Annotated in this window: 6 protein-coding genes and 1 pseudogene; 4 read left to right on the top strand and 3 right to left on the bottom strand. The window is 45.1% G+C overall.

Annotated elements, in window-relative coordinates; genetic code table 11:
* A pseudogene (locus tag QUB06_RS30520) lies at positions 1-113 on the bottom strand (photosystem II q(b) protein); the annotation flags it as partial.
* A 219-nt stretch (positions 114-332) separates the two neighbouring features.
* Positions 333-2,078: an alpha/beta hydrolase gene (locus QUB06_RS30525; RefSeq protein ID WP_333438464.1), complete on the bottom strand. Its 1,746-nt coding sequence runs from the start codon at positions 2,076-2,078 to the stop codon at positions 333-335.
* Between the two features lie 286 nt (positions 2,079-2,364).
* Between QUB06_RS30525 and QUB06_RS30530 the strand changes: the two genes are divergently transcribed.
* From QUB06_RS30530 to QUB06_RS30545, 4 genes are all read left to right on the top strand, one after another.
* Positions 2,365-3,345 (top strand): Npun_R2479 family HD domain-containing metalloprotein, encoded by a 981-nt coding sequence (locus QUB06_RS30530; protein ID WP_333438470.1) that lies wholly within the window; start codon positions 2,365-2,367, stop codon positions 3,343-3,345.
* A 398-nt stretch (positions 3,346-3,743) separates the two neighbouring features.
* On the top strand, positions 3,744-6,023 hold the full coding sequence (gene ligA / locus QUB06_RS30535; RefSeq protein WP_333438465.1) for an NAD-dependent DNA ligase LigA: 2,280 nt from the start codon (positions 3,744-3,746) through the stop codon (positions 6,021-6,023).
* A gap of 475 nt (positions 6,024-6,498) precedes the next feature.
* Positions 6,499-6,912, top strand: a complete 414-nt coding sequence (locus tag QUB06_RS30540) for a hypothetical protein (RefSeq protein WP_333438466.1) — start codon at positions 6,499-6,501, stop codon at positions 6,910-6,912.
* Between the two features lie 330 nt (positions 6,913-7,242).
* A complete protein-coding gene (locus QUB06_RS30545; RefSeq protein ID WP_333438467.1) occupies positions 7,243-12,495 on the top strand; it encodes an AAA family ATPase in 5,253 nt (1,750 codons plus the stop codon).
* A gap of 260 nt (positions 12,496-12,755) precedes the next feature.
* Here QUB06_RS30545 and QUB06_RS30550 read toward each other — a convergent pair.
* Positions 12,756-14,858: CHAT domain-containing protein (locus tag QUB06_RS30550; protein ID WP_333438468.1), on the bottom strand; the 2,103-nt coding region annotated here is incomplete at its 5' end.

Below are 14,858 nucleotides of genomic sequence, written 5' to 3' on the forward strand. Positions count from 1 at the left end.
ATCATCAAGACTCCGAACCAACCTACATAAATGCGGTTGTCGGTGCTTGTGACCCACTCACAAAAGCGTTCCCAGACGTTGGCGCTTTCGCGCTGCTGTAAGGTTGTTGTCATGGTTTTATGATTGCTGTATTTGGTTGTCAATGTTCGGATGATGTTTCTATTATTAACGGTATTGTTAACGTTTGTAAAGGGGTTTGAGGACAGTTAAACTGATGACTGTGATTAGGAAAGCTGATGTAAGGAGAGAGATGGGCGTAGCTGGCGGGGCCCGACGCCATATCCCCCGCGCGAAAAGATGAAGATAGCGTGCACACGCGGCGCACCTCAACCCTAACGAACGGGAGCTATGGGAGGTGGAGAAGGTAGAGGAACAGGAGCGAGGACAGGTGGAGAGACTGGCCTGCGAGCAGGTGGAGAAATCCTGAACTGCTGGAGTTGCTGCGGGGTGAGCGATCGCAAAATTCTCAGTCCGAGAGTGTCTCTGGAGATGCTTAAAGCGTAGGATGGCTCCAAATACGGGCCGAAATTGGATTTATTGTTCAAATAGCATTCCATGAAAGCTAGGCTGAGTCCGCTGAGATAGCGACGGGCTAAAGCTGGTTCGGGCCCGATCGCCTCTGCTGGTGGCAAAAAGAGGCTTTGAGGGGATTCCTCGATCGTTGAGAAGTGAGTCCCGTTTATCATCAATACCAGATATTTGTTGAGCGATGTCAGCCATGTGAACGGTTGAATTTGTTCGAGCAAAGCGGGGGCGACGGTATCGGCGCTGCCTGCTATTACCATGACTGGGATTTGGATTTTGCTGAGGTTTGTTTCTCCCAGAATGCTGCTGACGATCGGGTTGATCGCGATCGCAGCTTTGATGCGCGGGTCGTCGAAATTGTACTGGTTGCGCTCTAGGCCGCGGGCGCGGCACTGCAACAGTAGGGAGAGGTTCCAAGTATCGTTTTCGAGTCCGCAATCTTTGTCTAGCTGTGCAAAATTAATCTCCGCCCCGGCTAATGCTAAAGCCGTATAGCCCCCGAAAGACTGGCCGATGACGCCGACTCGCTGCAAGTCGAGCTGCCCTTGGTAGGTCGGATCGGTTGTAGAAAGTTTGGTTAAATAATCGAGCAGGTCTTTGATGTCGAGGGGGCGGTTGACAAATTCTGCTGGCTCTGCTACTTCGCTGGCTCTGCCTGTTACTAAGTTTTGGATTTGTTGGGCGTTGCTGCCGGGGTGTTCGGGGACGGCGACGGCAAAGCCGTAGGAAGCTAGGTGTTTGGCTAAATACTGGAAGGAAAAGCGATCGGAACCTAAACCGTGGGAAATTACTACTACAGGAGCCGGTTGGGGGCTGCCCTGCGGCAGGTAAATGTCCATATCAAACGTGCGAGGGCGATTTGGACTCGTCACAGTTACTGATGATTTTTTCCAAGTATAAGGGCCTGGTAGCTGGGGCTGCTGCATTTCGGCGGGCGGTATGGCGGGTTCAGAGGCTGCTTGTGCTTCGGACAACTGGACGACTCCGGCGATCGTCTGATTGGAACGGTTGATCAGCGATGTCAGCTCGTTGGCGATACCCAAGGCGCGGGCGATGTCAATCCTGATGCCATAGGTGGGGAATTTCCGCAGCACGTTGAGAATTGTCAGGCCTTCGGGATCTGAGGCTGCTAAAATCAGGGCGGCTCGGATGGCATAAAATCCAGGCTGCCGAGCTTTGGTTTGAATTACTCGGCCCAAGCGTCTCAGCAGCACTTCTCCTTGAGGCGTGTAAAGGAATTGGGCGATCGTCACGTGGCTGATTTCAGCTTTCGCTTGCAGGGCGCTGCGAATCTCAGCTAGCTGAGATTCTTTGGCATACTGAGCGAAGCCGTCCAAGTTTGAGTCTATTTTGCCTTCTTTGGCGAACAGTGCCAGGGATTCGATGGGAACTGATTCTTCTAGTGGCCCGTAAGTTACGTAAATTCGCTCGGCCCCCATTGCCGGTGCAGCGGTGCAAACAGCCGTGAATGCAAACAATCCTAGGTATTTTGGGGCGATCGACCGCCGAGAGCGAAGGGCAGCAGTGGAGAGGCTCGAAAACAGACAGTTCATAACTTTCACACCTAGGACTTCTAATAATTAGTCGGTGAAATGAGGTAAATTGTTTCGTCAAAATTTAATGATCAAAAATCGATCTCTTGCTTCGGATACTTCAGAAATTAGGTTATCTTGGGAAGCATAGCCAAAAAAGCAATTTTCTGACCTGACAAGACTAGCTGAAATTTAAAATTCAACGCCGAGGGGTCAAACCTACTGGAATGCCCATTGATTATTTTTTCAGCTATGCAAGATATTTTCGATCAAGTTTGTAACTACAGCCTGAGTGAGAGAATTTATGATGTTCAATGCAACTGCTATCCTGATTGACGCTTTTGTGCAAGAGTTGCAGGCCGGCTACCGTCGCACCTACGGCAAGTACAAGCCTGACTACCCGGAAATTATCGCCTGGGCAGGGACTATGGCTCTGGAAAATATCGCTAACTGCGATGCTCTATACCACAATGTGGAACACACAATGCTCGTGGCTTTGGTGGGACAAGAGATTCTCCGCGGCAAGCATATTCGCGAAGGGGGAGTGTCGCCGGAAGATTGGCTGCACTACCTGATCTCGCTGCTGTGTCACGATATCGGCTACGTCAAAGGTGTTTGCCGCCAAGACCAAGAATCTGTGGGACTCTACGCTACGGGTATTGACGGGGGCATGGTTTCTGTGCCGATCGGCGCAACTTCTGCCAGTTTAACTCCTTATCATGTCGATCGAGGAAAACTCGTAATTGACGAACGTTTCGGCGGCCACACATTAATTGATGCCGAACAAATCAAGCGCAATATTGAATTGACGCGCTTCCCAGTTCCTGCTAGCGAAACTCATCAAGACCGCAATAATTATTCTGGACTCGCTAGGGCCGCCGATTTGATCGGTCAGTTGAGCGATCCAAATTACCTGCGAAAAATAAGTGCTCTCTTCTACGAATTTGAGGAAGTCGGCACTAATAAAATCTTGGGCTACAAGTCTCCGGGAGATTTGCGGCAAAATTACGCCAAGTTTTATTGGAATGGAGTTTTTCCCTACATTCCTGCAGCTTTGAACTACTTGGAATTGACCCAGGGAGGCAAACAAATTATTGCCAACCTCTACGCCAATGTATTTCAGGTAGAACACGCTGAACCGCTCGCTTTCACCAAGCCAAACGCTCAAGACTTCACCAAATCCCGCCCCAATAGCACCTTGAACGGCGAAAAAGATGGTGATAATCTTCAACCTTCCATGTCGGGGGAAAATAAGAAATTTACAGAGTTTCCCGACTTGAATTTGTGAGAATTTACGCCCATAAATTGGCAGCTATAAAGGCGAGTCAATGGATTTTAAAATTGAGAATTCGGCGTGACAGGTTTGGTGCAACGTTCGGCGTTCAATCAGTCGAAGGATTGGAAATTTCCTCCAGATGAATCTGGGAGGTTGAACAAGAGTCGAAAATTTTGGCCGACTGGCAACTCTTGTCGGAAAGTAAGTATCCGTTTTTGGGCAGGGTGACAATTAGGATAAGTTTTGATTTTCTAGTTGCAGGATCTTGGTTTTTAGATCAAATTGACATTGCTCATCTCAAATCTAAAATAGGTCTGGCAGCATAGAGGTTGCTCGATCCTTTTTTTTGAGCTAAAATGGAGAGTTATCATCAAAAATCTAACATCAAAAATCGAAAACCTTAAATCGATATGGCAGTAGAGATTCAGCAGCAAATTCAACAGTTGAGGCACCAGCTACAGGAAGCTAGCTATGCTTATTATGTTCTCGATGCGCCGATTATGCCAGATGAGGTGTACGATCGACTTTATCGCCAGTTGCAAGAATTAGAATCAGATTATCCTGAATTAATTATTGCGGAAAGTCCGACTCAGCGCGTGGGAGAACAGCCTGCTACTCAATTTTTTAGCGTCAAACACAATATTCCTCTCTACAGTTTGGAAAATGCTTTTAATTTTGAGGAATTTGCTAAATGGCAGGAACGCTGGCAAAGGGTAGCACCTTCCCTAACCCCCGGTCAAGAAGGAAATTCACCCCCCCTAACCCCCCCTTATCAAGGGGGGGGACAAGAGGGAAATGCACCCTCCCTAACCCCCGTTCAAGAAGGAAATGCACCCCCCCTAGCCCCCCCTTATCAAGGGGGGGGACAAGAAGGAAATGCACCTCCCCTAACCCCCCCTGATCAAGGGGGGGGACAAGAGGGAATAACATCTTCCATTAGCAATAAGGAAAATAGGGAAATTACTCCCCCCCTTAGCAAGGGGGGGTTGGGGGGGGTTTCCTATGTTTGCGAATTGAAAATTGACGGTTCTGCTTTAGCGTTAACCTATGAAAATGGGGTTTTAGTTCGCGGTGCGACGCGGGGAGACGGCATTACGGGAGAGGAAATTACTCAAAATGTCAAAACTATTCGATCCATTCCTTTAAAGCTCAATTTAGATAATCCGCCGCCTGTTGTGGAAGTGCGGGGAGAAGCTTTTTTGTCTTTAGCTGTGTTTGAGGAAATTAATCGGGAACGGGAAAAAGCGGCGGAACAATTGTTTGCTAATCCTCGCAATGCTGCGGCGGGTACGCTGCGGCAGTTGGATTCTAAAATTGTGGATAAGCGCAGGTTGGATTTCTTTGCTTATACTCTGCATTTAGATCAAGGTAACGAGGGTAACACGCAGTGGGATTCGTTGGAATTGTTGCGACGAATGGGGTTTAAGGTGAATCCCAATCGCAAAATTTGCTATTCTTTGGATGAGGTTCGGGAGTATTACGAATATTGGGATACTGAGCGGCGGAATTTGCCTTACATGACGGATGGGGTTGTTGTTAAGATTAATTCGGTTTTGCTGCAAAAACAATTGGGTTTTACTCAGAGGTTTCCGCGTTGGGCGATCGCCCTGAAGTATCCCGCGGCGGAAGTCCCTACAATAGTAGAAGCTGTCACCGTACAAGTAGGCAGAACCGGGGCTCTAACTCCTGTAGCGGAACTCAAACCGGTGCAGTTGGCGGGGACGACGGTTTCGCGGGCTTCTCTCCATAATAGCGATCGACTTTCCGATCTGAACCTCCACATTGGCGATACTGTAATTGTCAGAAAAGCTGGAGAAATTATACCAGAAGTTGTGCGAGTTTTGCCGGAACTTCGCCCCCAAAATGCTCAACTTTTCCAAATGCCTAGTTGCTGTCCCGAATGCGAACAGCCTGTGGTTCGGGAAAAGGGGGAGGCCGTTACTCGCTGCATCAATACATCTTGTCCGGCAATTTTGAGGGGTTCGCTGATTCATTTTTGCAGCCGGGATGCTCTGGATATTAACGGTGTTGGCGAAAAGTTGGTGCAGCAAATGGTTGATAGCAATCTGGTGCATTCTGCGGCGGATTTGTACGATTTGACAGCGGAAAGATTGATGAGTTTGGAACGCATGGGTAAGAAGTTAGCAGAAAAGTTGGTAAGTGCGATCGGCCAATCGAAAAATCAACCTTATTCGCGCGTACTTTACGGCTTGGGCATCCGCCACGTCGGCAGCGTGAATGCTCAATTGCTGACAGAAAGGTTTGCAAATGTGGAAGAGTTAGCAGGGGTATCGGCGGCATCGATTGAGGGGGTTTACGGCATCGGGCCGGAAATTGCTCAAGCTGTTTATCAGTGGTTTCGAGTTCCGGCTAATCAAAGTTTAATTGCACGGTTGAAAACTGCGGGCTTGCAATTGCAGTCAGAAGTAAAAAATCCCACTTTAGCCAGCACAAATTTACAACTTGCAGGCAAAAGCTTTGTGCTTACCGGAACTTTGCCCACTTTGAAACGAGATGAAGCTAAAGATTTGATTCAAAAAGCAGGAGGTAAAGTCACAAGTTCGGTGAGTGCTAAAACTGATTATGTGGTTGTGGGAGAAGATGCGGGTTCTAAGTTGGAAAAGGCTCAATCTTTGGGAATCGAACTACTTTCGGAATCAGAGTTATTAGAACTGTTATCGAAACCATAAATGATTGGTGACAGTCAATATAGCGGTTCTCAAAAAAGTGAGGTATGCCCTACGCCCTACCCCCTATGCCCTATGCCCTACGCCCTATGCCCTATGCCCTATGCCCAGGAGTACCTCATATGAGAGATCGAAAGGCTATATATCTCTCTTTTCTCTTCCTCTGCGCCCTCTGCGCTCTCTGCGGTTCGCAAAAAAGCTGATTCACTTGAGCCGTTTTCCAAGAACATCGCCAACAATTCTATTGCCCTAGGTGCAAAATAGCCGCTCCTCTTCGAGGCCTCTGCTAACGCGAATTGGGCAATACCTCAAAAGGCATAGAAATCGCGACCCCCCTTGGTGGATATACATACTTCCCCGGCGGTGCTGCGCCAATCGGTTGTCGGTACAGGCTAGTTTTGCTAAAATTTGATAAAGTTTGCAATAGCGATCGCAACTGCCAGATTAGCCAAGTCCCAGCAATCACAGGAGATACATTATGTCGGAAATTCCAGCAGAACAAACACAAACAAACTTGACAACTCCAGAAATAACTACCGAAAGCTCAATTTCTGGGGTGGAAAACGTGAAAAATAGTTTGGGAAACGTCCTAAATAGTTGGAAGTTGAAAGCAGGATTAGCAGTTGCTGTACTGTTTGCAGTGTCGCTATTTGCTTTCTACTGGCAGCATATGATTGCAGTCGTAGGTATGAAGAGTTGGGCGGCGCGATCGGGAGCTAACCCGATCGAATGTATGGTAAGAGATACTAATAATGACGAGTATGTCAGTTGCAGCGCCCTCCTCGATCAGCAGATTGTCCCTCTTGAGTGCAGTTCGAGTTTGTTCAATATCGGCTGTCGAGTCAATTACGGAACTGCGGCACCAAATCCGAGAGCAATCAACCCTAGATAGAGCATTGGCGGGTTAGAGATGATTGTTGAACGAACAGATTTGCTAATTAAAATAGGGGACTTTAAAAAAATCTCACCGTGAAAATACTCCAGCAATAAATATCGGAAAACTATTGTTTTTCTTGTTGTAAATTAGCAGGTAATGAAAGTTACCTGCTATTGCCATGAGGTAATCTGTGATAGAGGATGTGCGACAGTATATTAATGTGAAGATTTCACCTTTAGCATGGGTATCAAAGCATCCTCAGCTACTATAATGGATCAGTCCGCTCGACCCTAATGATTGCTGACTATCTTTAATAACATTTTCTTCTATCATTGAAACCTGAAAATGATCGAGATTAATGGCTACCAAATTCTCACTCAAATCTACGAAAGTACCAACTCCACTATCTATCGAGGCATCCGGCAACAGGACAACCAAGCCGTCATCCTTAAATTCCTCAAAGAAGACTATCCTACTCCCTCGGAACTGGTTCGCTATAAGCAGGAATATGAAATTACTCGAAATCTGAATCTAGATGGAGTAATTAAAGCTTACGAATTAAAGCCCTATCAGAGAACCCTGTGTATCATCCTTGAGGATTTTGGCGCGTCATCTTTAAAACAGTTGATGGATGAGCGTAGGGAATCAGGCAGGGGAGTATGGCCCCTACAGGAATTTCTGAGCATTGCTATTAAAACGGCTGAAATTCTAAGCAGTATTCACGCTGCGAATATTGTTCACAAAGATATTAACCCTAGCAATATTGTTTTCAACCCAGAAATCGGGCAACTCAAAATTATAGACTTTGGTATTTCTACTAAATTCACCCGCGAAAATCCTACCGTCAAAAATCCTAACGTCTTAGAAGGTACTTTAGCTTATATTTCACCTGAACAAACAGGAAGAATGAATCGTTCCCTAGATTACCGCACCGACTTTTACTCTCTCGGTGTCACTTTCTATGAGTTACTGACAGGCCAACTCCCTTTTGAAACAAATGATGCCCTGGAGTTAGTGCATTGTCATATTGCTAAAGTGCCAATTTCTCCTCATCAAATTAATCCAGAAATTCCCCAGGCCCTGTCAGATATTGTAATGAAACTGATGGCAAAAACCGCTGAGGAGCGATACCAAAGTGGTTTCGGAATCAAAAATGATTTAGCAGAATGTTTGCATCAGTTACAAACCACAGGAAATATATCTGATTTCTCTTTAGGGACTCAAGACATTTCCGACCAGTTTCAAATTCCCCAAAAGCTCTACGGACGCGAAGCCGAAGTAGAAGCACTACTAACAGCATTTGAGCGAGTAGCGGACAATGCCCAATCCCAAATAGAAATGATGTTGGTGGCGGGTTATTCTGGTATTGGCAAATCATCTCTAATAGCCGAAATTCACAAACCAAATACCCGACTGCGCGGCTATTTCACTGCCGGCAAATTTGACCAATTTCAAAAAAGTATTCCTTACTCCGCTGTAGTTAGCGCTTTTAAGGGATTAGTGCGGCAACTGTTAACAGAAAGTGAAATACAGCTTAATCGATGGCGAGAAAAACTTTTAGAGGCTTTGGGCGATAACGGTCAAGTAATTATTGATTTGATTCCAGAAGTGGAATTAATTGTTGGCAAACAGCCTGTTTTAGCAGAGTTAGGAGCAATCGAATCACAAAATCGCTTTAATTTCGTTTTTGGTAACTTCATACGGGTGTTTTGTTCTGTTGAGCATCCTTTGGTCATCTTTCTGGACGATTTGCAGTGGGCCGATTCTGCCACTCTAAAATTAATTCAACTGATGATGACGGATGCAGATACTCAATATTTATTGATTATCGGGGCGTATCGAGATAACGAAGTCACAATCGAACACCCACTAATGATGACTCTGGAAGATATCCGTTCAGAAGAGTTAACAGTCAATAAAATTACTCTAGCACCTTTAGCACTAGAAAATATCAACCAACTCCTTGCCGATACACTACATAGCGCTCGATCAGACTTACAACCTTTCGCAGAATTAATCCTAAAAAAAACCGAGGGTAATCCTTTTTTTGTTCATGAATTCCTGAAAACATTATATGCAGAAAGACTGCTGAATTTCGACTTTAATGCCCGCACCTGGCAATGGGATATTCCTCAAATTGAAGCGATAGGTATCACAGATCATGTGGTCGAGTTAATGCTTGGTAAACTCAAGAAATTGCCGGAAGCGACTCAGCAGGTGTTGCGCTTGGCAGCTTGTGTTGGCTCAGAATTTGACTTACATACTCTATCAATTATTTGCGCTCGATCGCTAGAAGAAGTTTTCTCAGACATTAAGCCAGCAATTAGAGCGGAGTTAATTATTACTTTATCCGAATTAGACGAACGATTATTAATTCAAAATTATAAGTTTGGACACGATCGCATCCAACAAGCAGCTTATAGCTTAATCAAAGAATCCGATAAAAAAGCTATTCACTTACAAATAGGCCGTCTACTTCGACAAAATCTTTCGCCGGAAATATTATCCGAAAAAATCTTTACGATCGTCGATCATTTCAATATAGGTTTGGAACTTATTACCCAACAACAAGAACGAGATGAAATTGCCAAATTAAATTTGCTTGCTGGTCGTAAAGCAAAGACAGCAACAGCTTACAGTGCAGCAGTTCAATATTTGGATATAGGGTTGAAACTCTTAGCAGAAGAAAGTTGGATTTCCGTATACGAACTAACTCTCACACTTTATGAAGAAGCTGTAGAAGTACAATATTTAAACACTCTCTTTGCTCCTTCGGAAACATTAGCTGAAGTCATTTTAGAAAAAGCCAAAAATCAGCTAGACAAAGTGAAGGCTTACGAACTAATCATTCAAAATGATACTGCTCAAAATCAGCCTATTAAGGCACTAGAAACTGGTTTAGATGCAGTGGAATTATTAGGAATTTATCTGGCAACTGGCGAAGATATTGAGATTGAATTACCAACATTAACAGAATTAGAAAACTTTTCAGAAATGACGGATGCAGATAAGTTAGCCGTCATGCGAATTTTGATGGCTATCTGTCCATCAGCTTATTTTGCTAAACCAGAAACTTTACTGTCAATTGTCTTGACAATGGTTAAGCTAACAATTCAAAAAGGTTATTCAGCTTTGGCTGCTTATGCCTATGTTTGGTATGCTGCTATCTGTTCGGCACAAGGCAAGATAGAAACTGGATATCACGCCGGACAATTAGCCATGAAATTAGTAGATAAATATCATGCCAAAGAACTAAAAGCCAAAGTTTATAACTTATTTTGCGCTCTAGTCAGACACTGGAAAGAACCAGCCAGAAATAGTATTCCCCTTCTCCTAGAGGGAATTCAAAGTGGACTTGATACAGGAGATAATGAATATGCCTGTTATTGTATTAAGGATTATTGCGTTAATTTGTTTTTGACGGGAGAGCGCCTCGAAGTTGTCGAGTCTAAAATGCAGCAATACTCCAATCTATTGCTAAAGCTAAAACAGGAATATTCTATCTACCAAACTAATATATGGCGACAAGTTAATTTGAATCTTTTGGGGAGAGAGATCATTCAATCTCGTTTGGTGGGTGCAAGTTTTAATGAGGATGAGATAGTTCCCCGTTTATTAGCAGCAAATAATCGCACTTTAATTTGTATTGTTTACATTGCTAAACTACATATTTGTTACTGGTTGAAAAACTATATTGAGGCAGTGAGTAATGCGCTTGTAGCAGCAGAATATATAGATTCTGTTATGGGATTTATGTATGTGGCTATTCATAACTTTTACTATTCTCTTGCCTTGCTCGCTCAGTATTATCCAGATCGGTCTGCCAGCTTACAGCAAGTAGAATTAAACCAGGAACAAATGAAGCAATGGGCTAATTTTGCCCCAGCGAATTTTCAGCACAAATACGACCTAGTGGAGGCTGAAAAAGCGAGAGTATTAGGTCTGAATTGGCAAGCCGCAGAACTTTACGATCGAGCGATTAAAGGTGCTAGAGACAACGGATATATTCAAGATGAAGCCCTGGCTTATGAGTTGGTGGCTGAATTTTATCTAACAAGTGGTATGGACCAAATTGCCCAAACTTATTTACAAGAGGCATACTATAGCTATACTCGCTGGCAAGCTTGGGCAAAAGTTGAGGATTTGGAATCAAGATATCCGCAGTTACGAACTAAATCTTCGGCAGCCACTCGCTTTACAGAAGCGCCTACGACTTTAACCCAAATACAAACTACCACAAGCTCGGACATCGCTTTAGATTTCGCGACAGTCATCAAAGCCTCCCAAGCGATTGGCAGTGAAGTTATGCTAGAGCAACTACTACCGAAATTGATGAAAATATCCATCGAAAATGCCGGGGCGCAAGTTGGCTTCCTAATTTTAGAATCTCAAGGGCAATTGCTGATTGAAGCTGAAGGATATGTAGATTCAGAACAAGTAAAAGTTTTGCAGTCAATCAAGATTGAAACTAGCGAAAATCTGCCCGTCGGTTTAATTCAATATGTGGCGAGGACTCAGGAAGATGTGGTTTTATTGGATGCTACTAACGAAGGAGTTTTTACTAGCGAACCCTATATTATAAAAAATCAGCCTAAGTCAGTCTTATGCGCTCCTATTATTAATCAAGGTAAACTGATCGGCATTCTCTATCTGGAAAATAATCTGACTACCGGGGCGTTTACCCCTGATAGATTGGAAGTCTTAAAAATCTTATCCTCCCAAGCAGCTATTTCGATCGAAAATGCTCGCCTCTATCAAAACTTAGAAGATAAAGTTCAAGAACGCACGGCTCAACTAGCTGAAGCGAATCAAGAAATTAGCACTCTCAATCATAAATTAAAAGCAGACAATGTTCGCATGAGTGCAGAACTCGACATTGTGAAACAACTGCAACAAATGGTGTTGCCAAAACCGTCAGAATTAGAGGCAATTGAAGGCTTAGAAATAGCTGGTTTTATGGAACCTGCGGACGAAGTTGGCGGCGATTACTATGACGTATTGCAACAGGATGGTCAAGTCAAGATTAGCATTGGCGATGTTACGGGACACGGTTTAGAAAGCGGCGTGTTGATGATTATGGCACAAACGGCTGTCAGGACGCTTCAGAAAATGAACGAAACAGATCCAGTGAAGTTTTTGGATGTCCTCAACCAGACTCTTTATGACAATCTCCAGCGCATGGACTCCTCTAGAAATATGTCTCTAGCTATCTTAGACTATGCCGGAGGTGTCCTGAAATTAAGCGGACAACATGAGGAAATGATTGTGGTGCGCGCTGATGGAAAATTGGAGCGCATAGACACGATGGATTTAGGCTTTCCCATTGGCTTAGTAGAAGAGATTGGCGAGTTTATTGCTTCTTCAGAAGTGCAGTTAAATCCTGGGGATGTGGTGGTGCTTTATACTGATGGAATTCCTGAAGCTTTCGATATTAATAAAGCGCAGTACGGATTAAAGAGGTTGTGGCAAGTGGTGGTAGAAAATCGTCACCGCTGTGCCCAAGAAATTCGGGAAGCTGTGATTGATGATGTGCGGCAGTATATTGGCACTCAGAAGGTTTTTGATGATATTACTTTGGTGGTGATGAAGCAGAAATAAAACTTCTCCCTCGCGAGTTCGGCGGTTGAAACCGCTACTACACAACTAAAGCCCGACGGCGCGGACTAAAGAATAATATCATGTCCGAGCGATTGACCATAATATCCCGGCCGGGCGGGTTTTTGAGATTGTCAATTATTGGCAGATATTGGCAGGTTTACCCGCCCCTACCTGATTTCGGGTTAAGCGAAGCGGAGGGAATCGACCGGAGATAATATAAACGGGATATTTCAACCGGATTTGGTATAAAATATGGCAGCTTACCAAGGGCTTCCGATCATTGTGAAACTACTCCAGTAGTAAGGATGAGAAAAATTTTGGCTTGTTTGTTGTAAATTAGCAGGTAAATTTAACTGGCCGCCGGTTGTTACTAGCTGTCCGTTTTCCAGCCGAACTTTACCAGACATTATTGCTTGTTGAGCCAGTTGCAAAGCTTCTGCCTTAGTTGTGGTTCCTCGCAACTGGTGGTAAAATTCACTCATCAGCCCCAAAGTGCCTCCATCGTCAACATACCACAAACTCCCTAAAGCAGATTTTGCGCCGGATTTTACTGCTAAACCTCCAAAACCTAACTCTGCTTCCCGATCGCCCACAGCAGTTCTACAAGCACTCAATACTAACAAGTCTACCTGCGGATTGCGCCAATTCAAACTCTCCATGCGATCGAGCTGCAATTTGGAATTCCACATTTGAATGTAGGAATTGCTCGCTTTTCCCGGTTTGAATTCAGCGTGAGTTGCTAGGTGAACGATCCGAAATCCTCCCTTGGCGTGTTCCGACGTGAGATTATCTAAAGTGAAAGTAGAATTGAGGAAAGATGGGCTCTGCCACTGAGCCGAAATCGCCTGCAATTCGATCGGCACATTGGGCAATGGCTGTTGGTCAACAAATTCCGACCTTCCCATTGCTAGCACGGTGGCGTCTCTAACAGCTTTATAATCGGTATTAGTCGAACTAAAACTCGGAATTAGGCTGAAACTGTATTTTTCCATCAAGAAGCCTTTACCGTCGTGTAAAGCGGCAAAGGGCAGGCTTCGCAATCCGGGATCGACTGACAGTAATAAAGTTTGAATTCCTAAGTTTTGTAAGTCTTTTTCTAGGGGTGCGATCGCCCATTTATATAGTTGCTGGGCGGAGGCTAGATAAGTCGTAGTATCGCGTTTCGCGGGATTGGTGATTTCAGCGCGCAACTCCTGGACAGTGGGGAAAAGAGCTGCTCTGTTGGCTTCGGGGACGCTGTAGTGAATCGGCCACCCGGCAGGAGGAACTAAAATTATTTCTAGTCGATCTTCTCGCGAGACCATGTAGATAATACCAGACCGCTTGCCGGTTTGCTGTTCGATATTTTGTAAAGTTTGTTGGGATGTCGAAATCAAGGTTTTTTCCTCTAGGAGGTTGGCTTCTACCCCCAGGTATTCTGCAAATTCTTGATTCCTCATTTCTTCGATTCCCCAGACTGTTTTCTGTATGTCGTTACCTTCAAAAAGTCGATCGGGAGACGGAACATATCCCAGAACTAAATTAGAAGTAGGGTTAACTGTTGGTGCTTGTTGGGATGCGAGTGAAGAGGCTACGATGCCAGCGGGTAATTGACTGATGATACTTTGATCGATGGTTAAAACTCGATGATCGGCAGCAGCAACACCGAGATTGTCTAGCGATCGAATTTCGGGGCGTTTAAAGTCTTCTGAATCAGGGGTTGAAGATTCTCCTTGCGGTGTGGGTGTATCGGCGGCTGTGGGCGATGTTGGTGCTGTCACAGGTGCGGGCACTTGTATTTCCGTAGGATCGATCGGAGTTAATTCTGATACTAACTCTATTGGCTCCCTGGCGCTCGGAGTGGGAGTGACACTCGGAGTCGGAATCGGAGTTACCAGCGGAGTGGGAATGACACTCGGAGTCGGAGTGGGAGTGACACTTGGAGTCGGAGTGGGAGTGACACTCGGAGTGGGAGTGACACTTGGAGTGGGAGTTGGAGTTACTAGCGGAGTGGGAGTGACACTTGGAGTGGGAGTTGGAGTTACTAGCGGAGTGGGAGTGACACTTGGAGTGGGAGTTGGAGTTACTAGCGGAGTTGGAGTGACACTTGGAGTCGGAGTTGGAGTTACTAGCGGAGTCGGAGTTGGAGTTACTAGCGGAGTTGGAGTGACACTTGGAGTGGGAGTTGGAGTTACTAGCGGAGTTGGAGTGACACTTGGAGTGGGAGTTGGAGTTACTAGCGGAGTTGGAGTGACACTTGGAGTGGGAGTTGGAGTGACAACTGGAGTGGGAGTTGGAGTTACTACCGGAGTTGGAGTGACAACTGGAGTGGGAGTTGGAGTTACTACCGGAGTTGGAGTGACAACTGGAGTGGGAGTTGGAGT

Origin of the sequence: Microcoleus sp. D2_18a_D3 (assembly GCF_036702455.1) — a bacterium.
In the GTDB taxonomy this organism is placed as follows: Bacteria; Cyanobacteriota; Cyanobacteriia; order Cyanobacteriales; family Microcoleaceae; genus Microcoleus.